We start from the raw sequence: 26,578 nt of genomic DNA, 5'->3' as shown, positions 1-26,578 counted from the left end.
AGTTTGATGTATATTCACGCTTGTTGAAGATTTGTACACAAGATTGAGCAGGAAAATTTACAAATATTGTTGGTTGATATTGTTGCTTTGCAATAATATCGCTTTTGGCCAGGGAGATGCCAGAAATTTCAGGAGCATTTCGGTTGACAAGGGCTTGTCACAAAGCACCGTGTACACCGTGGCACAAGACCCCTTGGGGTTTATATGGATGGGCACTCAAGACGGCCTAAATCGTTATGATGGTAAAGGATTTGCGGTATTTCGTCCGTCAAAAACAGATCCCAACAGCATCCAATCTTACAATATCCGTTGTTTGGTTACAGATCAAAAAGGAAGATTATGGATAGGCGGTAACGAAGGCGTAAGCTTGTACGATTACCACACCAATAAGTTCACAAATTACCGATTGAAATCTAAACCAGGAGAATGGTTCATCAGTTCCATTATCGAAACTAAAGATGGTACAATATGGGCCGCAGGAATTACAGGGGAATTATTTAGCTTAGCCCCAACCGCCAATCAATTTCATCGCATCAAATTTTCGGCTCCTGGCCATCGTATTTCAGCAATTTTTAGCCTTTGTGCTTGGGAAAATCAGTTACTATTGGGTACGGGTAAAGGTGCTTTGGCCCTAAACATTAGCAATAATACGCTTAAGTTAATTAAAACCGGCATGGATCAGTTCAGAATCCTTGTCATATTTGCCGACGGCAACAACTTTTGGATAGGCTCCCAAGGTGGCGGGATCACAAAGCTCAATGCCAAGGACTTAAGTTTTGTTAATTATAGCAATAGAAACGGAACACGCCTACTCATTAGCGATGAAGTACGAAGTATAGGAAAAGATGCTGAAGGAAGTATCTGGATAGGTACTTTTAAAGGTCTTTCCATCTTAAACACCAAACAGCAGTTCGAAAACTATTATCACCAACCTTATGTACCCACCACCATAAGCCAAAATTCTATCCGGTGCATTTATAGAGACCGCCAAATGGGCATGTGGCTGGGCACTTTCTATGGTGGCGTAAACTACTATCATAAAAATGAAATTAGTTTTAACCTTTTAGGGCAGGGAACCATCACAACGGCCCTTAATGATAACGTTGTTAACGTAATTAAGCAAGATGGTTATGGTAATTTTTGGATTGGCACTAATGACAAGGGCCTAAACTATTGGAATCCTTCTAAACGTTCTATCTCCTATTTCACGGTAGATAATCAGTTAAGCTCAAACAACATTAAATCCATTGCTTTTGCTAATAACGGCAATGTGCTACTAGGTACACACAATGCAGGTTTAAATGTACTTGACCCACTAACAAAGCAGGTAACGGTCTATAAAAATATTGCTGGCAACTCCTCTACAATATCAGATAATATGGTTTATGCCCTACTGAAAGACCATGCTGGGCGAATTTGGGTAGGAACAAGGTCTGGAGGATTAAATTTATTTGACGACATCCACAGAAATTTTAAAACGATCAAGGTTGATAGGCAGGGCAAGAAGTTCACCTCAAACGAGATTACTTACCTTCTTGAAGACAGCAGGCATCGTATTTGGGTTGGAACGTCAAACGGCGTAAATATCTTCTACCCCGATAATATGGCCATCGAACAGCTTTCGCCTGCTTTACTGAGCAGTGAAATCGTAAATTTTATTGCCGAAGACAAGGAAAAACGGATTTGGATTGGCACCAGGGACGGTTTAAATCTTTTTGATGAGAACACCAAGAAGTTTATTACCTACGAAAAGCGCAGCAATTTGCCAAAAGGCAATATCAATGCCATTTTAAACGACGAAAAAGGGGATTTATGGATTACCACCAATACCAGCCTAATTAAATACAACCCTACTTCGGGAAAGCGCCAGGTTTTCGATTCAAATGATGGCCTGCAAAATCGCCAATTTACCTTGTCTGCTTCCTGTGTAGCTGCCAATGGCATGATGTTGTTCGGAGGAATTGATGGCATAACTTATTTTTACCCTGAAGAGCTCAATCAAAATTCCCTAAAGCTAAAAGTAACTTTTACAGGCCTGGAATTGTTCAACAATACCGTAACCCCAAAGGATAGCACCGGAATCCTCAACGAACATATTGATCAAACTTCGTCCCTGCAATTTAACCACGAACAAAAGCAGTTTTCTATTTTATTCAATACTTTCAACTATATATCAACCAATAGGACAACCTATTTTTATAAACTACAGGGTTTTGATAAAGATTGGCAAGAAACAACCGGCACTTCAAAAGCTACCTACACCAATTTACAGCCAGGAAAATATACATTTTACGTAAAAGCGGTTGGCCCATTGGGCGAACTTAGCGCCACCCGTACACTTTCCATCAAAATAAAGCCTATATGGTATAAGAGCTATTGGTTTTACTTTATGCTTACCGTAGCCATTATTGGTACTACAATTTTTTTGTACCGGGTGTTAACAGAACGTTTGCGTGCCCTTCACCAACTCAAGTTGGAACGCATGCAGCAAGAAAAAATAAAATACATCAACCAGCTTAAAACAGATTTTTTCACCAACGTTTCGCACGAGTTGCGCACGCCGCTTACACTCATCATGGCGCCGCTCGAAGAACTTTCAACAACCCCGGTTGACAGCAACAGGCTTCAAGAGCTATGCAAATTGATGCTCATGAGTACCAAACGCCTTTATCAACTGGTTAACCAGCTTTTTGAGTTCCGTAAAGTAGAAATGGGAACCAGAAAACTAAGGGTTGAAAAAAGTAACCTGGTAGCCTTTATGGAGGATGTGTTTGTTTCCTTTAAGCCATTGGCCGAAAAAAACGAAGTAAAGTATCTTTTTGAAAGCGAGGTGGATCAATTGGATGTACTTTTTGATAAAGATGCATTGGCCAACATCCTGTATAACTTACTTTCCAATGCTTTCAAATATACGCCACCTAACCATAGCATTACCATTAGGCTATATGTGGCCAACAAAAACAACGTTGCACTGGAAATTGAAGATACCGGCATAGGCATCCAGGAGAAGCACTTGGAAAGGATTTTTGATCGATTCTACCAAATTGATGGGCAACAGACCAATTTAGGATCTGGCGTTGGATTGGCATTTACCAAAAACCTGGTGGAACTGCACCATGGAAAAATTGAAGTAAAAAGCGAACTTGGAAAAGGATCTATTTTCAAAATCTCACTTCCCATCAACGACAGCGCATATACCAACGATGAACGCGGCGAAGCAACTATATGGCATAACGAGGAGATCCAGGTTCGTATTTCTACAGAAAACGCTAAGGTTGACAATGCCATATACCACTCAAAAAACGACCAAAAAACGATCATGCTGGTTGACGACAATCATGACATCGTCAATTATCTAAAGAACTATTTTGGAGCAAAATATAACCTTCTAGTAGCTAACAGTGGCCTCAAAGCAATTGAACTCTTAGAAAACCACCAGCCCGACTTGATCATTAGCGATGTTATGATGCCCGAAATGGACGGACTTAGTTTTTGCAAACACATTAAACAGCATATCGCAACCAGCCATATCCCGGTAATTCTGCTAACTGCCAAAAATGAAAGGACCCAACAAATGGAAGGGTTTGATCACGGAGCTGATGATTACCTTACTAAGCCCTTTTCTATTTCGTTGCTGGAGGCTAAAATTGCAGCCGTTTTAAGGCTAAGGCAAAGCATAAAAGACTATTACGCAAGTTCAAAAAAGGTTGAACCGGAAAAAATTGCCGACAACCCACTTGATCAGGAGTTTTTAACGAAAGCCATTAAAATTATAGAAGACAACTTAAACGAATACGATTTTTCAGTGAATAAACTAAGTCAGGAGCTTAACATGAGCCGGGCAAATGTTTACCTAAAAATCAAAGCCCTTACAGGTGAGTCTATTTCATTATTCATTAAACGTATCAAATTCAAAAAAGTGGTAGGCTTACTTGAAACCAGGAGGTACACCATATCCGAAATTTCCTATATGTGCGGCTTTAACAGTCCATCATATTTTTCAACGGCCTTTAAGCAGTTTTTTGGCTGTATGCCTACAGAATATCTTGAGCGAAAAGACGAAGGATAACTCATTTGCGAGTACTAGGCCATTAAAAACCAGCATAAACAAGCTGTAAGGTGTGTGCCTCCTACAGGCAAAAATCTGAACTTGCAAGCACTACCGATGTTTCAACCTGCCTCAAAGGTATTTTCCAATATTTTCTTAGCAGTTGCTCTTTTTCAGCAGTTGATACTTGTTTAAACCCATTTTTTTGGTAAAAACCAATTGAGCGTAATAAGAATTTATCTTTTCTCTAAACTTTTGTACCAACAATTCATCCATAGCAATAAAATAGCCAATCTACATATTTATGGACATTCTGCGATAGGGCATGGCTAGCTCCAAACATTGTATTAAAAAAGCTTCCCCCAATCCATGGCGCCGTTACAATGCCGCTAACAATTTAGAAAATCGATAATTTCATTTCAATTATGTTTAAAATGGCGATCAGAACTTGCCAGAGGCCTTAACATATTTGTACCTTAAAGGTTATGAAAAAACAGCTATACGTATTGATGGCACTGTTTGCTGCCTTTGCAACAAGAGGCTATCCACAAGCCAGTAATGAGGTAATTTGGAAAGACGTGGATGGTGTATCTATGCCAATACCTCCCAAAGTACATCCGCGGTTATATATCCGTGAGCAACAGGTTCCAGATTTGAAAAATAGGATGAGCGATCCTGAGCTGAAAAAGGTTTGGGCTGATTTGGTTAAGATGCAGGAAGACTGGAAACCCGAGGACATCCCTGAAGTTAAAGACTTCCGTTTTTACTTTAATCAGAAAGGGCTCACCGTGAGGGTGGAGTTGATGGCATTGAAGTACCTGATGACCAAAGACCCTAAAATTGGAAGAGCGGCCATAACCTCTATTATAGATACCTTAGAAACCGCTACCTTTAAGGAAGCTGGGGATATTTCCAGGGGTATCGGCTTATTTATGGTAACGGGCGCCATCGTATATGATTGGTGCTATGATCAGCTAAAGCCCGCAGAAAAAACCCGTTTTGTAAAAGCTTTTGTTAGGTTGGCAAAAATGCTGGAATGCGGTTACCCACCGGTAAAGGATAAATCTATTGTGGGCCACGCTTCGGAATGGATGATTATGAGGGACCTGCTTTCGGTGGGCATTGCCATTTATGACGAATTCCCCGAGATGTACAACTTGGCCGCCGGGCGTTTTTTCAAAGAACACCTGGTTGCCCGTAACTGGTTTTATCCTTCGCACAACTATCATCAAGGCATGTCGTACCTGAATGTACGCTTTTCCAACGACCTTTTTGCGCTATGGATATTGGACCGTATGGGTGCCGGTAATGTCTTTCATCCCGGACAGCAATTTGTACTTTATGATATGATCTATAAGCGCCGCCCCGACGGACAGATTTTAGCAAGTGGAGACGTAGATTATTCTCGTAAAAGACCCAAATACTATTCCTTACCTGCCTTTTTGGCAAGTAGCTATTACAAAGATGAATATTTGAACCATGAGTTTTTGAAAGATCCACGTGTTGAACCCCACTGTAAATTATTTGAATTTTTATGGCGTGATACCAAGTTGGGCAGCCGCAAGCCTGATGATTTGCCCTTATCGAGGTACTCCGGTTCTCCATTTGGCTGGATGATTGCCCGCACAGGTTGGGGACCAGAAAGCGTGATTGCGGAAATGAAGATCAACGAATACACCTTCCTGAACCACCAGCATCACGATGCCGGGGCCTTTCAGATCTATTACAAAGGTCCGCTGGCTATTGACGCTGGCTCATACACCGGTTCCTCGGGAGGCTACAATAGCCCGCACAACAAAAACTTTTTTAAGCGCACCATTGCCCATAACAGTTTGCTGATCTACGATCCGAAAGAGGTTTTCCATATTTCTGGGTATGGCGGGCAGGACCAAACAAAATTTGCGGCCAATGATGGCGGGCAACGCTTGCCTGGAAAAGGTTGGACTGCCCCACGCGACCTGGAGGAAATGTTGGCTGGTGATTTTAAGACAGGAAAAATACTTGCACAGGGTTTTGGCCCCGATAGTCAGACACCAGATTATACCTATCTGAAAGGAGATATTACCGAAGCCTATTCATCCAAAGTGAAAGAAGTAAAACGCTCCTTTATGTTCCTGAACCTTAAGGATACGAAAGTACCGGCCGCAATGATCGTTTTTGACAAAGTAGTATCTGCCAATCCAGATTTTAAGAAATTTTGGTTGCTGCATAGCATTGAGCAGCCCGAAATAAAAGGTAACCAAATGACCATCAAACGTACTAAAAATGGCGACAGCGGCATGTTGGTGAACACGGCCTTACTACCTGATGCCACAAATGCTGATATCCAAGCTGTTGGTGGCAAAGGCAAAGATTTTTGGGTGTTTGGCACCAACTACACCAACGATCCTAAACCTGGAACCGATGAGGCATTGGAACGTGGAGAATGGAGGATAGAAATTAGCCCAAAAAAAGCGGCAACAGAAGATTACTACCTGAATGTAATGCAGATTGCCGACAACACCCAGCAAAAACTGCACGATGTTAAACGTATTGATGGCGACAAGGTTGTTGGAGTACAGCTTGCAGACAGGATAGTTACATTTAGCAAAACATCAGAAATCATTGACCGTTCTTTTACGTTCACCGTTACTGGAAAAGGAGTATTCCAGTTTGTAGTTACAGATCTTTTGCCGGGCACATGGCAAATCCTGAAAGATGGCAAAGTATTTAAACCGGCAATGGTATCTGGTGGAGATGATAGCAGCCTTCACTTTACAGGAACTGAAGGAAACTATCGTTTCTTGAGGTAATTTAGGTTAGCTATTGCTTCATACTAATCCACATAAAAACAAAAGGGCGTCCCCAAAGGAGCCCTTTTGTTTTTATGTGAGAGATAAAGATGGAGAAAGAAACAATTAATTAAAACTGATTACGATATCCGAATTCCTACCTTTTTACCAATTCCTTTACGGTATCTCCATAGTGGTCCGTATAGGCTCCTTCCATCTTCAACAGCTTGCTCCATCTCTTAAAGGTGTTGATGAAGACAACCAACATCAGTACCATTGCCAAGATAGCCAAAGATGCCAAAAGGTATTGCTGTTTGGGCATATAGCTATTGGCCACTTGCTCATAGCCTGCCCAAAACGTAATAATGGCCATAAACACCCCAGGAATTGCCGAGCATAACGCATATTTCTTTCTGTTCAGCCTGATCAGCATAGTGGTACAGACAATCAGGCCACAGGCAGCCAGCAATTGGTTACTGATGCCGAAAAGCGGCCAGATACTGCTCACATTGCCCGTGTAAACCAGATACCCCCAGGAAAAAGTAAATAGCAGGCTACAGATAATAATGCCGGGCATCCAGTTTTTATCATTGAATTTTGGAACAACTGCACCTATCATCTCCTGTAGGAAAAAACGACCAACCCTTGTACCTGCATCAATTGCGGTAAGGATAAATACGGCCTCGAACATAATGGCAAAGTTGTACCAGTAGGCCATTACATCATCCATAAAAGGAATTTTGTTGAAGATGTGCGCCATACCGACCGCCAATGATACGGCCCCTCCAGTTCTGCCATGCAGGTCTACGCCTATCATCTCGCTGAAATGTGCAAGATCTACAGCATGCAAACTTGGATTTTTTGCCAGGAACGAATCATACATCTCCTTTGGTGTATTGATGGCAAAGTAATCGCCGGGTACCAGCGTACAGGCTGCAATTAAAGCCATTAAGGCTACGAAACCCTCTACCAACATCGCTCCGTAGCCTACAAAAAGAATTTCTTTTTCGTTGTTCAGCATTTTTGGTGTGGTGCCCGTAGCAATTACCGCATGAAAACCAGAAATAGCTCCACAGGCAATAACGATGAAGATAAATGGCAGCACTGGGCCGCCGATCACCGGGCCGCCGCCACTGATAAATTGGGTAATGGCAGGCATCTGCAAGGTTGGGTGTACAAAGATTACACCTACCGCCAACATCAATATGGTTCCAATTTTCAGGTAGGTAGATAGGTAATCCCTTGGTACTAAAAGCAACCAAACGGGAAGAACCGATGCCAGGAATCCGTAAACGGTAATGGAAATAGAAATGGTCTTGATGTTCCAGTGGAAGGCGTCGCCAATTTCCTTTACCTGCATGAGCGAATGTCCTCCGATAATGCTGGCAATCAACAAAATCCCTCCAATGATACTGGCCAGGGTAACACTGTTTTTCCGGTAGCGCATAATTAGCCCCATGATCACCGCAATGGGCATTGTTGCGATTACCGTGAAAAGTGACCATGATGCTTCGTGCATGGCACTGATACAGGCCAGTGAAAGCCCGGCGAGTGTGAGGATTAGGATAAACAGAATGGCAAAACCGGCAATAATCCCCGTACCTTTTCCAATCTCTTTACCGGCAATGGAGGCCAGGCTTTCGCCTTTGTGACGTACCGAGGCAAACAGCACGATCATGTCATGCACCCCACCTCCAAGTACGCAACCGATCAATATCCACAATGTACCGGGCAAATAGCCAAATTGGGCGGCCAATACCGGGCCCACCAAAGGGCCCGCAGCGGCGATAGCGGCAAAATGGTGGCCAAAAAGTACATTTTTGTTGGTGGCCACATAATCCTTGCCATCGGCAAACTCTATGGCCGGCGTGATATTTGCGGCATTTAGTTTAAGCACCTTATTGGCCATAAAAATACCATAAGTTCGGTAGGCAATGGCAAATACCAGCAGCGAAACAAATACAAGCGTGAGGGCATTTACCCCGTTCAAAAATTCCATATTGGTTTGTTATTATTTATTGGGAACAAGTAACACGGCATTTGCCTTAACATCTCCCTGCACATTTTTAGTGGCAACCTTCAAATAAGCATTCGCCGAAAAGTTGAAATCAAATTCTCCTATCTCTACCCAAGTACTGGTTGTTTGTCCTTGGATTTTTACATCCTTTAAATTTAACGGAATAGATTTACTATCCTTTCCGTTATAGATTTCTAACTGTATTTCCTCCGCATCCTGCACACCTTTAGGGTAATAGTAATAAGCTTTATATCTTCCTGATTTGGCTTTGTTATCGAAACCAAACTTTACGCTGGCCTCTTGATTTGTTGAAGAACTCATTAAATAATACTTGCCATAGCCTTTGGCCGCTACTTTTTCCCAAGTTCCAGTTACGGTTACGTTCTTTTGGTCAGCAACTTCACTGATGATATCAGGACTGCGAAAATCTGCTTTTGGATTAGCTTTCAAAACGGCCCTGATGTCATCCACCACTACGTTCTGTATCGCTATCTTTTTATCAATAGCGATGGTTGCTGCCACTGCAGCCGATTGCGCCAATACCATAAACACGGGCTCCATTCTAATGGAACCGAAAGCGATGTGCGAAGCAGATAGACAAACCGGCACCAGCAGATTGTCCACTTCGCTACGCTTTGGCACTATAGCGCGGTAGGAAATTGGAAAAGGCGGAAAACCTCCAACCTCTACATTGCCTTCGTTTTTGACCATTCCGTTAACCACCAATCTATCGCAGTTGTGGGAGTCCATTGTGTAAGCGGCATAGCCGATCTCGTCGGTAACTACTTCCCTGCCCTGGCAGTGGTTTTGGTTCATTACTACATCGCTAACCATGCGTCTAGCTTCTCTGATATAGAGTTGTGGCGACCAATTCCCATGCTCAACATATTCGTCTTTAGGATAGCCCCAAGTCTTCATTTCCTTTCTGATAAATTCGGGTATCCTTGGATCATTACCTACAAAGTACAATAGCCCTTTGGTGTATTCCTCATGTGCTTTGATGATCTGTTTCCTTTGGGCGTAATCTGCTTCTGGATAATCCCAATTGGCACCAATCATATCGGTAGACATCCCGTTCCGGTTATTGATATCTGTTTTTTGGTTGGGCATCAAACTCCAGATAAAAACATCGTTTAATCCTTTCCAGGGCTGTATCTCTTTCTGCCTAACCAACAGCTCGTACCGTTTTGGATCGTAGTTATCGGGTTTGGTGATCTCTACCAAATTGCTCGGGTTGTTGGTGAGCGCAATGCGGAAATTATAGGCCTGTACTTTTTTATCCCCAGTTCCATTAGGTTTTAAAGTTTCATTGCTAATTCCCCATAATAAACCACTTGCCGGGTTTCCTTTTTCCACATAGGGATCTACGCCATCAGGCAGCTGATGCTGTTTCAACAACTGCACTCCACTTAAGGTTTCGTTATAGACACTGTTATCTTCCCTGCCTACAAAATAGCTTACACCGGCCCTGGCCATCAAATCGCCCTCGTAAGTACAGTCTAAAAACATTTTTGCTTTTATGTTGATGGTTTGCGGCGTATTATTTTCTGTATTTGCTACCGCGATTTCACTGATCGACTTTCCTTTCTTGGTTACGCCTACCAACTGTTGATGATAAAATACGTCTACTTTAGCATCTTTGATATAGTCCTTAAAAACTTGCAAGGCTACTTTAGGCTCGAAAATCCAACTCTCGAAATTACCATAATGGTTGCCAAGCCTTCGGTAAAAATCTAAGGCCAAGCCAGAAACTACATATTTATTTCCGATGTCAGTCATGCCTAAACCACCTGAGCTTAGTCCACCGAGCCTAGCTCCCTGCTCCACTACAATAACCTTTTTACCTGCCTTTGCTGCGGTGTACGCAGAAATTACGCCGGCAGAAGTACCGCCGTAGATACAGATATCTACCGAAATCTCTTTTTGTCTTGCAAACAGCGAAAATGGCAAGCATAACAAAATAACAAGTGCTTTTTTCATCATTATTTATCTATCAAATGTTTATTGGGCATAAAAAGGGATTACCGCACTCGCTACCTTATTATGGTTATCTTTTACATACACATACAACCTGTATGCCCCGGCGGTTGACGGCACGGTGAACGAAACCGTACTGTTACCATTGGTGGTGATCAGTCCGGTCAAACCTGGATGTGGAACGCCACCTGGGCCTGCTACACCTTCCGGAACTATCCGCCATTCATATACTAACGGATCATTATCAGGATCTGAAGCGGTTACAGCAGCCGTTTTTGTACTTCCTTTTGCCAAATAAATGGCATCTTCAGCGTGTTGGCCTGCCAATGTCATATTGTTTCTTGAGGCAATTTCTGGTGCCCGATTAGCTGGATACCAATCTGACCAAACCCGCTTCATGATATCTGCCGCACCGAAAGTCCTGCCTTCAGTAGTATGGAAACCAAACCAGGTAAGTACGGCACCATGCGTTTGGTAGCCCCATACAAAAGCAAAAGAACCTAAACAGCCATTGTTGAAATTAGCTTTGATATATTGGTTATAGCTACTTCTGTAAATCTCTGCCTTTTCGGTACTGGTTTGTTCTACCAGGGCGCCCCAAGGTAAAATACGGGTAGGCTCTGGGTTCATTTGCCACGTACCACGGGGGCCAAACTCTGTGATCATGTAAGGTTTGGTCCATCCACCTTGCTGCAAATTAGAAGTTACCGCAGGCAAATTAGGCGCATAAGTATTGGAGCAGATCAGGTCAAGCTGTGGTGCTCTATTTTTGATCTCTGTAATTTTAGCTGGCAACGTATTCGCTAACATGGTCGTCACTGGATGATTTCCGTCTTCCGTATGGATCATTGCCGCGATATCATTGATGGCGTTCCAAACCTTTAGGTTGGTGTAAGACGCATCTACTTCATTGCCCACTCCCCACATCAACAATGCCGGATGATCTTTGTAGGCGAGTACCTGCGCCTTTAAATTCAACAGTTGTTGGTTAACCGCAGTCGTATCGTCGTAATCGAAATTATCTGCTTCCCTATTCACCCACAAGCCCAAGCATACGGAAATTCCGTTGGCGTAAGCTTCATCTAAGATATCTTGTGTAAATTCGTTAACGCTGTAAGTTCTAATGGTGTTCCCACTAAATGATTTTAACGCGATGATGTAGTTAGTGATATTGGAATTGAGCGCCTTACTTGCGGCCACCCCTTTTACAATGTAATTTTGACCATTGCGCTTGAGCTTCCATATCCCGTTTTCTTTGACCACCGTAACTACAGACGGTACATTATTTAATGCAAGGGCATTTTCAAGCGAACTAGACTGACCAATGGCATCTAGATCGGACAATGTCGATTCCTTTTGACAGGAAACCAGCGTAAACAATGTTAAAACAGCTAATAATTTTTTCATAACACATACATTTTAGGTTTATAATTGGTTGATTATTTAGCTAACATCCTTACCCACTAAGCCACTCCCATTTTGATCGGAGGTATTTACAGGAGCTTAACGAGCTATTCCCTTACCTCCACTTTCTGAAAAATCTGGTCTTTATTCAGCGAGCTTCCCCCGGCCATTAGGGTAAAACTTCCTGCTTCAAAAGTGTATTTGCCCCTGTTATCGTAAAATCCAAAAGCCTCTTTGCCCAAGGTAAACTTGATGCTTTTCTTCTCGCCTTTTTTAAGGAACACACGTTCGAAGCCCACCAATAACTTTACTGGCCTGGTGACCAAACCAAAATCATCACGCAGGTACAACTGCACTACTTCTTCTCCATCCAGCTCGCCGGTATTTTGCACTTCTACGGTTACTTTTAATGAGTCGCCATATTTAAGATCCTTGGCACTGCTTAAATTCGAATACTTAAAACTGGTGTAGCTTAAACCGTAACCGAATGGATACAAGGGGTCTTTGTTCCCATCGATAAAAGGATGCGAATATTGCGATGGCTTTTGGTAGTAGTAGATTGGCACTTGCCCTACGTGCCGGGGGATGGTGATGGGCAGTTTCCCACTGGGGTTTACCTTTCCAAATATAACCTCGGCAATTGCCTGGCCGCCCAATGAACCCGGTTCCCAAGCTTCCACAATCGCGTCGGCATGATCTTCTAGCCAAGAGGTGGTTAAAGGGCGTCCGTTAATGAGCACCACCACCATGGGCTTCCCTGTTTTTTTCAGTTCTTCTACCAGATATTGTTGTTTTCCCCAAAGGTTCAGATCCATTCTATCGCGGTTTTCACCTGCAGTTTTGTCTTTCCAATGTTGCCTAAAAGAATCTTCGCCCAAAGCTACCACAATCAGGTCCATATCGCTTGCAAGCTTTACAGATCTGGCGATGGAATCACTGTTCATCTGTCTTAAATTCCATCCCACATCTACCGCATGCACCTTGCTTGTTCCCGCTAAGCTTTTTATACCATCCAGTAAAGTTTTATAGTTTGCACGAGGCTGTTCAAACACCCAATCGCCCATGATAGCCTGGTTATCCATATTAGGGCCAACCACCAAAATATTATGATACCGCTGTGCGGCAAGAGGCAGAACCTGCTTTTTGTTTTTCAACAGCACCACTCCTTTCCTGGCAATTTCTAAAGCGGTTTGCTGATGTTCTTTGATGAAAACCGTTTTATTGATTTTCTTTTCATCTACATATCTGTTCTCGAAGAGGCCAAGTATAAACTTTGCTTCCAAGATTTTCTCACAAGCCGCATTGATACGGGCCTCAGTCAAGCGGCCTTCAGCAATCAGTTCTTTAATGTTATCCAAAAAGATAGGGCCGTGCATGTGCATATCTACTCCGGCATCTACCGCAACCTGAAAGGCATCTTTCACCGTTGGTGTCATCTTATGCTTGTTGCTCAATGATTCCATGTCCATCCAATCACTTACAATGAAACCTTCAAAACCATATTCGTTACGTACAATATCGGTCATCAGCCATTTGTTGGCATGGCAGGGCACGCCGTTGATTTCGTTGTGCGCCGGCATTAGCGAGTAAGGCCTGGCTTTTTCGATGGTGGCCTTAAATGGTGCCAAGAAAACATTTCGCAACTCACCTTCTCCAATTTCAACGGGCGATGCATTGGTTCCGTTGTTGCCTATGCCGCCGCCAGTGAGGTGTTTGATGCAAGCTAGTACACTTTTATCGCGATCAAAAATGTTCATTTGCAAGCCACGCACCGAAGCGATGCCCATTTGCGTAACCAAGAATGGATCTTCGCCAAAACTTTCGCCTACCCTGCCCCATCTTGGATCCCTGGCCACTTCGATGTTTGGTGAAAATGCCCAATGCATCCCAACAGCACGCATTTCTAGAGCGGTTTGCCTAAAAGACCGCTCAATTAGTGAAGGCGCAAATGTAGACGCCATGGTAATTGGCGATGGATAAATGGTAGAACCCGACATCAAGCCATTACCGTGGATGGCATCAATACCCAACAACAAAGGTATTTTCAGTGGGCTTTGTTCTGCCAGTTTTTGTAGATGATTGGCTTCTTTCACGTCCAGCACATGCAGAAAAGAACCTATAACACCCTGCTTTACCATACGCTCTACACCTTCGGAGTGCAAACCTTTGTAAAAACCTCTGGCATGGCCGTTTAGCAGTTCCTGTTCCGAAATGTTCTTTTCGGCTTCACGCATGTGCTCCAAACCTACGTATTGACACATCTGCGCTATTTTCATATCCAGGGTCATCCTGTCCATCAAGTCTTTTACCCTCGATTTTGTTGGTTGTTTAGGATCAAGATATAAAGGCTTATTTTGCGCATTTACAGCGAAAAATAAGCATAATAAGAGGGCTAGCAAACCTAATTTTCTTAGGCTCGCTCCTCGTTTTTCAATATTTGTCATTACTTATTTTTGGACTTTAACATCTACCGTTACGTTTCCTGTATTGGCATTTGCTGATCTCGCTTTTAATAATAAAACACCATATTTATTGCCGGCCGTTAAAAATACAATCACATTTCCATTGGCCATGCCGGCAGAAGTTTCACCCGCTGCCACACTAGCGCTGGTGTACAAGTTTTGGATATCTGCAGAGGAGCCAATCAGATCAAATTCGCTTTGTGATAAGGTAATTTTTTTGATCAACGTTTTGTTTCGAGTTGGCCAATTATCTAAAGCATCCGCTCCGTAAAGTGCAACCGTGTAAATGTTAGCCGAAACCGTGGCCAATGTTGGCGAAGTAATGTTATAACTATTGGTTGAACCACTGTAGAAAGTCACTAAATCTATACTTGCCGATTTTGCTGCCGCACCCGTGGTAACATATACTTCTCCAGTTGTAGCATTAAAGAATGGTCCGGGCCCAGTGCTTCGCTGTGCGCCCAATACTACGTTGGCATAAACATTGAAATCTACCGCAACAGAGCGTTTAACCGTAATTGTAAAAGGATGCCTCACCAAATTGCCCAAAACATCCATTACCTCTACATAAAACTCCAGGGTTTTATCGATATCGGTTACCATTGGCTGATAAGTAAAGTGGTAGCTATCTTCTTTAGGGTTAGGGAATGTATTTTTAGTGAGCGCCGTTATTTCAGTTTGGTTCAAAAAGGTTTTGATGTACCTGATGTCATTCTCAGATTTCACTACAAGGTTAAAATCAGCCACTTCATTATCCTTAATTTCTGTAGGTGCCGTAGCCGGCAATAGCACCGAAATATTAGCTGGCGCAGATTGCACGTAAACCATCAGATCTCTTTCCACAGTCTTCCCTTCCGAATTTGTAGCCTTCAGCCTGAAGATCAAGCTTCTGCCTACTTCTGTTGTAGTGGGCTTGTAGGTGTGCTGTAGGTCTACCTGGGCAGCGCCATTGGCACTCACCGTGGTAAGGCCGGTACCATCCAAACTTAGTTCAACGCTGTTTAGCTTTGCACCTCCGTTTGCGGTTACGTTCAAATCAAACTTGATTTCATCGGCAGGGGTAACTACCGCTGGCAGGGCTGTTTTTTGGGTTACCTTTACCGAAAACACAATTTCCTGCTGATTTGCTTTGTCCTTTTTACAGGCTACCGCAACGATAGCTAAAAAGGCGATCAAAATTTTTGATATTTTATTTCTCATAGCCATGATCAATTAACATAAAATGGAATGACTGCACTTGCTACTTTCTTGTTGGCGTTGTCAGATACGAACACAATTAGGCGATAAGCACCCGTTTCGTTTGGCGCCGTAAAAGTGATGTTTGCAGTGGTGTTAGTGTTGATTAATCCAGTGATACCATCGGCCAAACTACCATCGGCCCTTGCAGCCTTTTCTTTTACAATGCGCCAAGCGTAAGTTAATGGATCATTTTCCGGATCTGTGGCCACTACCGAAGCGGTATGTGCCGAAGCCTTGGCTACCATAATATTGTCTTCGGCTTTTTTGCCATCCATCAACATCTGGTTACGATTTTGGATTACGGGAGCCCTGTTGGCCGGATAGCTGCCCGTCCAGGCAAACTGCATGGCGTCTACAGCGGGAAAAGTATAGCCCTTTTGATCAAACATCCCGAACCAGGTCAATACCTCGCCGTGAGTTTGGTATCCCCACAGAAAAACAAAGGAGCCTATACAGCCATTTGCTTTATTAGCAATAATATTATCCTGATAAGCTTGAAGATAAATATCGGCTTTTTCGGTGCTGGTTTGCTCTACCAAACCGCCCCACGTTAATACCCGAGTTGGCTCAGGTGCCATTTGCCAAGTTCCCCTAGGCCCAAACTCGGTAATCATGTAGGGCTTTTGCCAGCCTGCCGTGGTTACGTTGCCCAAAACACCGGGCAAATTAGGGGCATAGGTATTTACCGACAAGATATCAATACTTGGCGCCAAATTCATGATGTTCTTGATGTGCTCTACATTAGAACTTGCCAAGGTAGTGGTGGTAGGATGATTGGGATCATTCTCGTGAATAAACTTCGCGATATCCTCAATTGCATTCCATAATTTAGTATTGGTATAACTGGCCTCAGCCTCGTTACCGATAGACCAACATAAAAGTGCCGGATGATCTTTAAACCGAAGGATATCCTGCTTCATTTTTTCTAACTGCTGGCTTACGGCGGTTGTATTATTATAATCGAAGCCATCTGTTTCTCTACCGATGTACAAACCGAAGTTTACATATACTCCGGCGGCATGCGCTTTATCTAAAATTTCCCTGGTATTAGCGGCTACGCCATAAGTTCTGGCAGTATTGGCCCCATATTTAATCGCTAAATCGTGATAGTTATTGGAAGCAACGCCTTTAATGTAAAATTCTTTTCCGTTCACCTGCATTTGCCACTGGTTGTTAACCTTCACTACGGTTACCTTGGCCGGAGGTGGTGTGGTAGTTTCCTCAAAGGAGTTCCGTGGAATGGGGTAGTCGTATTTATCCTTGCAAGCACCCAAGCCAACGCTTAGGAACGTGCAAAGAAATAGCATTTGATTCTTCATAATTTGTAGGTTTTATTGGGTTTTGATGATTTGATTTAGCCCTTCCAGCTTAGTGGCCAAATCAGCGTACGAAATATCCTGAACAGCTACGTTATTGTCTATTGCCATTGCTGCCGCCACTGCTGCCGATTGCCCCAAAACCATGTAAACCGGCTCCATTCTGATGGAACTATATGCGACATGGGACGATGACAAACAAATTGGCACCAACAAATTGGTTACTTCTTTCTTTTTTGGCGTAATGGCATAATAGCTGATTGGATACGGTGTAGTTGGCCTGAATATGGTACCCTCGTAACGCAATTTGCCTTCGCCATCAATTACTTTAGAAACGTAATGGCAATCTAAAGCGTAAGAACCTAATCCAATGCCATGTGCTGCTGCTTCTCTACCTTCTTTGGTAACATTTTTTTCGATCATCACATACTCGCCCTGCATTCTTCTTGCTTCTCTTACATAGATGTGGTTAGGGAAATTTTGGGTATCCACAAACTCATCCTTAGGTAATCCCCAGTCGCTCATTTCCTTTCTGATATGTTCTGGAACACGGGGATCGTTCCCTAAGAACCAGAGCATGCCCAGAGCATAATCTTTGTGCAGCTGCTCAATCTGTTTACGTTGCTCGTAACTTGCTTCTGCGTAGTTATAACTCGCACCAAAGAAATCCAAGTGGTTGGTGTCGGTTTTACGGTTTGGCATTGGCGTTAAGGTAATGATCTTTTGTAATTCGATACTTGGGTTTAACTTAATTTGCCTTAATAAAACTTCGTACCAAAGCGCATTATAGTTTGCTGGTTTTTCGATCTTGATTCTATTGGCTGGGTCATCAGTCAAAGTCATACGATAAGTGTAGGCCTGCACTTTTTTGTCTTTAGCGCCTTGTTTGCTCGGTGCTTTTTTATCGATGTAAGGCAACAAACCTGATTTTTTATCGCCTTCGATGACGTAAGGATCAATCTGGCTTAGGTCGGTCCCTTTTTCGTAATTGATACGGTAACCGTTCAAGGTTTCTCCATACTGGTCATTGGCTTCTCTGCCTACGGTATAGGAAACGCCCGATTTGGCCATCAGATCTCCTTCGTAAGTGGCATCCACAAACACCTTTGCCTGTATCAGCTTACCACTTTCCATCTCGATACCAGTTAGCTGTTTACCACTTTTCTTCACACCACCTTTGAGTTTCAGGCGCTCATTGAATAAAACCTCCACATTGGCTTCCTTCAGCATATCGACCATAATTTTCTCCGCTACTTTAGATTCGTAAACCCACTGCATTTTTCTATCCTCATTTTTCCCTTTATAGGTTCTCTTTAAGGATTTCACGAAAAACTCATCGCGGTTTTGACTTACCCAAACCTGTGGTTGCAGATAGTAAGTGTATAACCGTTGGTAATATTCTCGGGTTAAGCCGCCCACTACGTCATTTCTGTTCATATCGGTAGCGGTTAAACCAGAGGTAACCAAACCACCTACGTGCGTATTTTTAGAAATTAGCACTACTTTTTTACCTAACCTGCCACTTTGGATGGCAGTAATTACGCCAGAGGCCGATTCTCCGTAAACACAGATATCGTAGCTACTTGGATTATTAGATGCATAGGTTGTGAACGATATAAGTAATAGCAGTATAGAAATAATCTTCTTCATATCTTTTTATGTAAATTTTAGTTGTAACCTGGATTTTGGGGGAAGTTATCAGCCCCCATATTAATAACTTCAGTTTCTGGAATTGGCCATCTCACAAAATGAGGATTGGCAGGCAAATTGGCCCTGCCCCCAATAGAAGCAGCAATTTCTGGATCGCCGGCATAGTTACGCACCTGCGAAATTAAAATGCCGAGCCTTTTCAGGAAATACCATCTGTCGCCTTCAAAAGCTAATTCCCGGGCTTGCTCATCTATAATATCTTTGATGGTGAGCGCACCGGTAAATTCATCATTACCTGCTCTCATCCATACTTTGTTAAAATATTCTTTAGCTAAGGATTGATTGCCTTTCATCAAGGCAGCTTCGGCACCGATGATATAGGTTTCGGCTAAACGATAAACGATCAAATCTTTGTAGCTACGCGTTTCGGCAGGTGTACGGGTCCAGATATCGCCATACTTGGTACAGCCCGGATACACAAACCTGTTCTTGTTACCACTTTTGTACAGTGGAAAATAATCGTCCGGATTAACGGTTACATTGCCGTAAGCGATAGGTGACGACGTGGTGTTTTTATACCTATGGATATAGAACGAATTATACCGCTTATCTTTCAACTGATTGTATAGCGAGAAAAGGTACGGGCTTGGCAAACATCTACCATATGTATAGCCCCAATTATCATAGCTACAAGCATATTCGGCGGTACCACCAATCTCCGTTCTGTACTGGGCAATAAAATACGCTGCAAAATAATTGCCCAGTGGCGTACTTTCAGATAGGTTTCCTCCCGGATTTTTACTCCATTGCTGCACCATCAGCGCTTCGCTATGGTTTAGATCTCCCGCATTGAAAACACTGTCTAAGGCTACCAAGCGATATTGGCCAGAAGTGCTGATCTTATCTACCTGATCCAATGCAGTATCCCAATCTTTTGCCCACAGGGCTGCTTTAGCCTTCATGTGACGTGCCGCCGCTTGGTTAAACCTGCCAGGTTCCGATGATTTCCAGGGGAGATTGGCAATTGCGTAATCCAAATCGCTGTAAAGCAACGCAAATACCTCGGCATTGGTCGCTGCCTTATAGTTTTTAGGCGCATCTACGTTTTCCCAAGTTGTAGGCGCTGTGTTTAACCATATCCTATCATAAGTTCTATACAATAAAAAATAGGCTTGGGCTCTAAAACACTTTGCTTCTGCCAATGTTGCTTTTAAGGCTGCTGTTTCTGGCAACTTGGCTCCTGCTGCAATAATTTCGTTGGCTTTTCCAATAATTCGGTACATGGTGCGCCACATGTGTGCCACCTGCGAAGACGATGGGCGTAAATTGTTGGGATCATAAATACCGAAGTAATTTCCCGTACCACCGTTGGTTACCGCTAAATCTGTTCCGCGTTCCAAAGCAAAAACAGTCGCATTTTCAGTATCGTTGGCGTAGGCACGCAGCAAAGAATAAACAGCGCTAGTTGCTAATTTCAAACCACCTTCGGTACTATAGATGTAATCTGCAGAGTATTTGGTAAGGTTTTCTTCTTCTAATACTTTAGAACAGGACACCAATCCAGCACTCAATAACAAAGCATAAATTATATTTCGTTTCATATTTGTTCTTTTAGAATGAAAAGTTAATTCCGAACAACAAGGTCCTGGGCTCTGGGTAGGCACCAGCATTTTGCTCTGGTCCGTAGGCCTGCACATCTGTCCAAGTGAACACATTACTCATGGTACAGAATAGCTTCAAATCATCGAGCTTCACTTTTTGAACCAGGTTTTTAGGCATACGATAAGCAAGTGAAATATTTCTTAGCTTGATGTAATCTGCTTTTTCATAAGCAGAGGAAGCCAAAAACGCTGGAGCCTGTACAAAGTTTGGCGCTGGAGCAGTGTTAGATGGATTATGGATGGTCCAATAGTTTCTACGGATACCATTTCTTTTTCCCGTTAAATCCCCTCCGGTTTCGAAAGAAGCTAAATAAGAATTGTAGCGATAGCCACCATATACGTAATAAAAATCCAGCGAAAGATTAAAGTTCTTATAATCGAAGCTCGTAATCAAGGAGGTTAACCACTTGGGGTCTCTTTGAATAACAATTCTATCGTCTACCGAAACTACACCATCGCCGTTTACATCACCTACTTTAACACTACCAGGCTTTGCGGTTGGCATGTGCGAACCCGCAATGTTATCGTTGAGCTGCCAAATGCCATCAAAACGATAGTCGTAGGCTACGTTCATCGGTTGGCCAATAAACCAGTTATTGTTCAAATCATTCTTCGGATTTCCATTGGCATCCAAAGAGCCATCAATCTTTTTAATTTTATTTCTGTTCAGTGTGAAATTGACATTTACATTCCACTTAAAGTCTTTTTTCTCGATTACCGTCCCGTTCAAACCAATTTCTAGACCTCTATTTTGTACATGGCCAAGGTTAACCAGTTGACTTGAATAACCTGTAGTGGTTGCCAAAGAGCGCTCTACCAATAAATCTGTGGTTTGGGTATCGTAGTATTCGATGGTACCGTTCAACCTTCCGCCAAAAAAACCGTAATCTATACCGATATTGGTAGAGGTTGAAGTTTCCCATTTCAAGTTGGGATTTACCAATTGCGAGTTAGGTAAATAACCCACCTGTGTGTTGTTCCCAAATTCAATCAGGTAGCGATCTGCCAGGCCAAGCGTAGTGTAAGGGCTAATCCCCTGGTTGCCCACCGCACCATAGCTCACTCTTAATTTCAAATCGGTTAGGAACTTTGCATCCTTTAAAAAAGATTCTTGTTTCAGTCTCCAAGCTACCGCAGCAGCAGGAAAATAACCGTATTTATTGTTGGCACCGAAAACCGATGAACCATCTACCCTTAAGGATAAAGTAACCAAATACTTGCTATCGAAATTATACCTAGCCCTTCCCATGTAGGAAAGCAATTTTCTATCTGACAACTCATAAGCCATTACAGAAAAAGTGTTGGCAGAGCTGATAGCATTGTAGGAAAGATCATCGTTAGGAAAGCCAAAACCAGTATTACCAATTCTTTTCCACTGAATACCATTGATACTGGCCATTGCCGTAGCATCAAAATGGTGTTTATTGATATCCTTATTGTAATTAAGGATGGCCTCAACGATATAATCGTTGTAAGTACTTTCTGAAACCGTAGCCTGCCCGCCGTTATTGCGGCCTGTAGTATGCCTTAAGCCCAAATAGGTATTATCCTGCACTTTACGGTTGTTTAAACTGCCATTTAACCTAAACGAGAAATCTTTATTGATTTTCCAATCGGCAAATAAGTTCATATTCAACCTATCGGTAATGCTCAGGTTATCCGCATTATTGATATTCCACAGGGGGTTATAATGAGACTCTCCCACTTCGGTTACATCCTCTCGCAAAGAACCATCAGGGTTGTACACCTTTGCCAGGGGCGGCATGGTAATGAAAGAGTTGAAACTACCATCGGCAATGTTTCGATAAGATTTGGTAAAGGCAATGTTAGCTCCTACGGAAATGGCCTTTGACAAAGTTTGATCGATATTTAACCTCCCTGTAAACCTTTTAAAATCAGATTCTGGCACTAGACCATCTTGATAAAAGTGGCCCAATGACAGTGCATATTTAGTTTTTTCACTACCCGACTGTATTAAAATGTCATTTTTGTTCTGATAGGCAGTACCGATCATTACATCCTCCCAATCTACATATTCTTTAGAACGGTAAACTTCACCCATCACGCCCCTAAAAGCTTCCTGCTCATCGTAATAGCCGTAGGCATTGTAAAAAGCTTCTTTTCTATAGGCAGCCCATTGTTCGCCATCGTAAAATTCGAAGTTGCGAAACAAGTTTTGAGCGCCCACATAGGAGTTTACATTCACTTTAGTTTTTGCCGAAACTCCTCGTTTGGTGGTTACTAGAATTACTCCATTTGCGGCTCTAGCACCATAAATTGATTGTGCGGAAGCATCTTTCAGAATTTCTACCGAAGCAATTTCGTTCGCATTGATGTCGTCAATACTTGCAGTAGGTACACCATCCACAATGTAAAGCGGATCGTTCCCCGCTGATAGTGACCTTCTGCCCCTGATTAAAATACTGGAACTACCGCCTGGCGAATTGTTTCCGGTGGTTACTTGTACACCTGGAGCTGCACCTCTTAGCATTTCGCTTAAACTTGTAGTAGGCATTTTGTTAATTTGCTCGGCAGTTACCGAAGCTACCGATCCCGTTAAATCTTTACGTTTCTGCACACCATAGCCAACCACCACAATTTCGTTTAAACGCTGATCCACCGAAGCCATTTTTATTTCGTAATCTGTTCTATCATCAATTTTTAGTGTAAATGGGGCAAAGCCTATCATATTAAAAATCAAATCGGTATCGGCAGTGGTTACTTTGATCGAAAAATTTCCATCAGGATCACTCAAAGTAGCGGCGTTAGAAGCATTGGCCTTAATCGTTACGCCTGGCAAAGGTTTAGCCTCATCATCTACCACCTTACCTTTGATTATTCGATCAGGCTTAACCTGGGTAACTGCCCGAGTTCCCTTTTTGATGACCACCGTATTATCCTGAATGACATAGGTGACATTTGAACCACTGAGCACATCGCCCACCACTTTTTCGATAGTAGCATTTTTATACGTTCCGGTTACTCTTTTATTCTCGTTGAGATCAAGTGTCGAATAGATAAATTTTAGTCCCGTTTGTTGGTTCAGTTCTTTAAATACCTCTTTAATGGCGAGGTTGCTAAACGATATAGAAATCGATTTTTGACTGGCCCATACCACGTTAGCATTGATAAAACTGAGCAGCAACATTAAGCACATGGGTCTCAGCACACGCCGTAGCGAGGTCTGTACCGCGTTTTTACATCGCAATAATTGATTTTGCATCTGAAGCTATATTTAGTTTGTTAGTTGATTGATATCTATCTGGTTTAGCGCAAGGTTACCTCACAAAAATCTTTCCTCCGCTCCTCGTATATTTTACATTACTGGTCATCTCAATCATTTTCAATGCCTGATCGATATTGTCATACCTGCTGATCATACCCGTAATCGGAATATTTTTAACGGCCTTATCTACCACAATTTCCTCACCATACCATTGGGCCATTTCTGCCATTACCTCATCCATTTTTTCGTTCTCGAAATAGAACAGCCCCTTGTGCCAAGCCTCTACTTTGTAGCCATCGGCAGATTTGGTAATGAGTATTTTCGGGTCTGTACTGCGCAACGATGCCTTTTGATCTGGCTTAAGGATAACTGCTGTATGGAAATTGTTATGGGTCAATTTCACCTTACCTTCCAGCAAGAGCACATCTTCGTTCACTTTGTCAAAAGAATTGACGATGAATTTGGTTCCCAAGACTTCTATGGTCTGTAGCGCCGTTTTCACCACAAAAGGCATATAACGATCCGCAGTTTTTATTTTCTGAACGTCGAACAATACCGTTCCCTCGATTTTAACCATACGCTTACCGGCCACAACTGGTAAAATCTCTAAAGTAGAGTGAGGATTTAACCAAGCTTTGGTACCATCGTGCAATTGGAAAGCAAAAATTCTGTTGCTTGGGTTTTTAATCTGGTTGATGGTGCTGCTGTTCGCAAAATCTTCTGGCAGTACAAAAACCTTTTCGCCTTTGTCTTCCACTTTGTGGGCTAATTTATTGAACATGCTGTCACGCAAATCATAACTTTCGCCATCGCTAAGCACAATTATCGGCGAGCTTAAGTCATTTTTAGCCAGGCTGTAATTAGTTTGTGCAGCAAAGTATTTTTGGTACACATAGGTGGATGCCACTCCCAGCAATACCAGGCACGAAGCAATTTTTAGGAAAGTATAACGACGTGGTTTCAGCTTTACTACTTTAGTAGAGATATTTTGATCAATGTGATTTTTGATCTCTGCACCAATCACCGCCAGCTTCTCTTCCGGAATGGTTTCATTAGGAATAGAGTCGTAAAAATAATCGACAAGCGTATTTTGTTCGGGAGTAGATTTCCCTTTTAAGTATTTATCTATGGTTGATAAAAACCTACTTCTGATAGATTTTTTGGACATACAAGTTTAGGTTTATTTGGTTCCCTTTAACTAGTAGTCGTAGAAAGCTTACTTAACTCCCAAAAAAAAGTAAAAAATGTGTAAATAGTGCAGAGCGCAGCAAAACTTTAAGTTCGGCCGACGAATTAAGCAATTGATTTTGAACTGTTTTAACAGAAAGATCTAATCGTTCAGCAATTTCTTTATTGCTTAAGCCCTCTTCATATTTCAACTTAAAAATCTCTCTTCTTTTTGCGGGGAGCGTTTCTGTCCAAGCCTTAAGCGCAGTAAAAAATTCTTTTGAGATCAATTGCGAATCGGCATCGCTGCTGTCTCTGATTTGCTCAATAAAATTATCAAGTTCTACAAACTCGTAGCGAGATTTACGAAACTCATCCAACACCTTAAACTTCACAGCCTGCATTAAATAAGCTTCTACATTTTGGATATCCCTAGCATAGCGCTTGTTCCAAAAGTCTACAAAAACCTCTTGAACGATGTCCTTCGAAAGGTCTTCAATTTTTAACTTGCTGTAGGTTTTGATGTAAAGCTGTTTCCAGGTCCTGGCATAAAGCTCGTCGAACGCACGTTGGTCATCTTCTTTTACACGCAAAAGAAGTTCTTCAAGTGTATATGAAGAATACCCAATGTTCATAGCTTATAAGTTGGTGGAGAGTTGGTTGCCAACAATATTATAAAAGATTGTTTATAATTACAAGCTTAATCAGCGATAGACCACGAGAATAGCTAAATAATTTTTACCGCATAGCTTTATTCAATTCGCAATAATACGAAACTGGAAATCCATATCCGACACCATTGGCGCTAATAGTTTCTAGGTTATCGAATGATGCCGTGCTATAAACTCGCCGCCCAACCCACCTTATCAATAAAACCTTGAGCAACAAATCTTTGACCGCCTTTAACGAACCAAAAATGAGGGTTTAAACAAAAAATCCTGACTTTGATGTTTCAAAGCCAGGATTATGTCTTTACCGGTCAGTCTTTCAATCGACGTTTAAACATCTCATGGAAACCAATTTTGAAAAAAGGCAGCTCGTTTACATTAAACGGCTGCCTTTTTAGTTTTTTATCCTTTTAAAAAGGATGAGTACCGTTCAGCAGGATTACTTGCAGCATTTAGAAGACTTCCTACGGCTTATTGAGCCAATAGTAAATGATTTACGAATGAAAGGCTTCTTAAAATAGTTGAAATAATTCGAGTATTTTTATATCTCAAATTGGTAGGTTGATACCTTTGACCTACCAATTTTGAACCAAAAATTTGGAGCTTATTAAAATCTAAATTTACTTACCGATCAAGAGGAGTATTTTGAACATCTAAAGCGCTTATTAATACTTATAGAGCCGGTTATCGAGGATTTAGTTAGAAAAATTTCATCTAGTTTTTTATTGACTTATAGTCCTGTCAAACTATGAAGTGCCTTGACAGGACTATTTTAGAACAAAAAAGCTGGCAAATATCAAAAATGGTATTTTTTAAATTACATCCGCTACCAAAAGGTCAAAAAGTTATGATCCTACTCTAACTGTAGATTATTCCAAAACTGGCCACATTTAACATTAAAAACACATACTAATTCTAGCTTGGGGGATATTCCAAAAGTGGCCACCTTTTTTTTCTTCAAAGTGGCCACTT

The 26,578-nt window shown here is 42.2% G+C and carries 13 protein-coding genes; 2 read left to right on the top strand and 11 right to left on the bottom strand.

The features are described 5' to 3' along the window. The first annotated feature begins 43 nt into the window (after positions 1 to 43). Complete coding sequence (locus DUT71_RS03270; protein WP_113661119.1) at positions 44 to 4,069, top strand: hybrid sensor histidine kinase/response regulator transcription factor; 4,026 nt, start codon at positions 44 to 46, stop codon at positions 4,067 to 4,069. A gap of 464 nt (positions 4,070 to 4,533) precedes the next feature. Next, complete coding sequence (hepB, locus tag DUT71_RS03260; protein ID WP_113661118.1) at positions 4,534 to 6,840, top strand: heparin/heparin-sulfate lyase HepB; 2,307 nt, start codon at positions 4,534 to 4,536, stop codon at positions 6,838 to 6,840. Between the two features lie 136 nt (positions 6,841 to 6,976). Here the strand turns inward: hepB and DUT71_RS03255 are convergent, their stop codons facing one another. From DUT71_RS03255 to DUT71_RS03205, 11 genes are all read right to left on the bottom strand, one after another. Next, positions 6,977 to 8,818, bottom strand: coding sequence for a carbon starvation CstA family protein (locus tag DUT71_RS03255; RefSeq protein WP_113661117.1), 1,842 nt, complete (start codon positions 8,816 to 8,818; stop codon positions 6,977 to 6,979). Between the two features lie 12 nt (positions 8,819 to 8,830). Continuing rightward, the gene (locus tag DUT71_RS03250; protein WP_240186834.1) at positions 8,831 to 10,819 is read right to left on the bottom strand and encodes an FAD-dependent oxidoreductase; all 1,989 of its coding nucleotides are present in this window, start codon (positions 10,817 to 10,819) and stop codon (positions 8,831 to 8,833) included. An 18-nt stretch (positions 10,820 to 10,837) separates the two neighbouring features. Further along, positions 10,838 to 12,220: a glycoside hydrolase family 2 TIM barrel-domain containing protein gene (locus DUT71_RS03245; protein ID WP_113661115.1), complete on the bottom strand. Its 1,383-nt coding sequence runs from the start codon at positions 12,218 to 12,220 to the stop codon at positions 10,838 to 10,840. A gap of 104 nt (positions 12,221 to 12,324) precedes the next feature. After that, positions 12,325 to 14,661, bottom strand: a complete 2,337-nt coding sequence (locus tag DUT71_RS03240) for a glycoside hydrolase family 3 N-terminal domain-containing protein (RefSeq protein ID WP_113661114.1) — start codon at positions 14,659 to 14,661, stop codon at positions 12,325 to 12,327. Between the two features lie 3 nt (positions 14,662 to 14,664). Beyond that, entirely contained in the window at positions 14,665 to 15,879 is a 1,215-nt protein-coding gene (locus tag DUT71_RS03235) for a hypothetical protein (RefSeq protein WP_162795927.1), read from the bottom strand. Positions 15,880 to 15,887: 8 nt separating this feature from the next. After that, complete coding sequence (locus DUT71_RS03230; protein ID WP_205313835.1) at positions 15,888 to 17,237, bottom strand: glycoside hydrolase family 2 TIM barrel-domain containing protein; 1,350 nt, start codon at positions 17,235 to 17,237, stop codon at positions 15,888 to 15,890. Positions 17,238 to 17,249: 12 nt separating this feature from the next. After that, positions 17,250 to 18,884 (bottom strand): FAD-dependent oxidoreductase, encoded by a 1,635-nt coding sequence (locus DUT71_RS03225; protein ID WP_113661111.1) that lies wholly within the window; start codon positions 18,882 to 18,884, stop codon positions 17,250 to 17,252. A gap of 17 nt (positions 18,885 to 18,901) precedes the next feature. Then, positions 18,902 to 20,485, bottom strand: a complete 1,584-nt coding sequence (locus DUT71_RS03220) for a RagB/SusD family nutrient uptake outer membrane protein (protein ID WP_113661110.1) — start codon at positions 20,483 to 20,485, stop codon at positions 18,902 to 18,904. A gap of 10 nt (positions 20,486 to 20,495) precedes the next feature. Beyond that, positions 20,496 to 23,768, bottom strand: a complete 3,273-nt coding sequence (locus DUT71_RS03215; RefSeq protein WP_113661109.1) for a TonB-dependent receptor — start codon at positions 23,766 to 23,768, stop codon at positions 20,496 to 20,498. A gap of 55 nt (positions 23,769 to 23,823) precedes the next feature. Beyond that, positions 23,824 to 24,939 (bottom strand): FecR family protein, encoded by a 1,116-nt coding sequence (locus DUT71_RS03210; protein WP_113661108.1) that lies wholly within the window; start codon positions 24,937 to 24,939, stop codon positions 23,824 to 23,826. A gap of 52 nt (positions 24,940 to 24,991) precedes the next feature. Continuing rightward, positions 24,992 to 25,573 (bottom strand): RNA polymerase sigma factor, encoded by a 582-nt coding sequence (locus DUT71_RS03205; RefSeq protein ID WP_113661107.1) that lies wholly within the window; start codon positions 25,571 to 25,573, stop codon positions 24,992 to 24,994. Between the last annotated feature and the right edge of the window lie 1,005 nt (positions 25,574 to 26,578).

Source organism: Pedobacter nanyangensis (assembly GCF_003313505.1).
Taxonomy (GTDB): domain Bacteria; phylum Bacteroidota; class Bacteroidia; order Sphingobacteriales; family Sphingobacteriaceae; genus Pedobacter; species Pedobacter nanyangensis.
The sequence above is the reverse complement of the archived record's forward strand: the minus strand, read 5'-3'. Positions and strand labels throughout refer to the sequence as shown.

Coding starts and splice junctions, on each gene's coding strand:
- hepB (WP_113661118.1), top strand. CDS start 4,534: ATGAAAAAACAGCTATACGTATTGATGGCACTGTTTGCTGCCTTTGCA.
- DUT71_RS03255 (WP_113661117.1), bottom strand. CDS start 8,818: ATGGAATTTTTGAACGGGGTAAATGCCCTCACGCTTGTATTTGTTTCG.
- DUT71_RS03250 (WP_240186834.1), bottom strand. CDS start 10,819: ATGATGAAAAAAGCACTTGTTATTTTGTTATGCTTGCCATTTTCGCTG.
- DUT71_RS03245 (WP_113661115.1), bottom strand. CDS start 12,220: ATGAAAAAATTATTAGCTGTTTTAACATTGTTTACGCTGGTTTCCTGT.
- DUT71_RS03240 (WP_113661114.1), bottom strand. CDS start 14,661: ATGACAAATATTGAAAAACGAGGAGCGAGCCTAAGAAAATTAGGTTTG.
- DUT71_RS03235 (WP_162795927.1), bottom strand. CDS start 15,879: ATGAGAAATAAAATATCAAAAATTTTGATCGCCTTTTTAGCTATCGTT.
- DUT71_RS03230 (WP_205313835.1), bottom strand. CDS start 17,237: ATGAAGAATCAAATGCTATTTCTTTGCACGTTCCTAAGCGTTGGCTTG.
- DUT71_RS03225 (WP_113661111.1), bottom strand. CDS start 18,884: ATGAAGAAGATTATTTCTATACTGCTATTACTTATATCGTTCACAACC.
- DUT71_RS03220 (WP_113661110.1), bottom strand. CDS start 20,485: ATGAAACGAAATATAATTTATGCTTTGTTATTGAGTGCTGGATTGGTG.
- DUT71_RS03215 (WP_113661109.1), bottom strand. CDS start 23,768: ATGCAAAATCAATTATTGCGATGTAAAAACGCGGTACAGACCTCGCTA.
- DUT71_RS03210 (WP_113661108.1), bottom strand. CDS start 24,939: ATGTCCAAAAAATCTATCAGAAGTAGGTTTTTATCAACCATAGATAAA.
- DUT71_RS03205 (WP_113661107.1), bottom strand. CDS start 25,573: ATGAACATTGGGTATTCTTCATATACACTTGAAGAACTTCTTTTGCGT.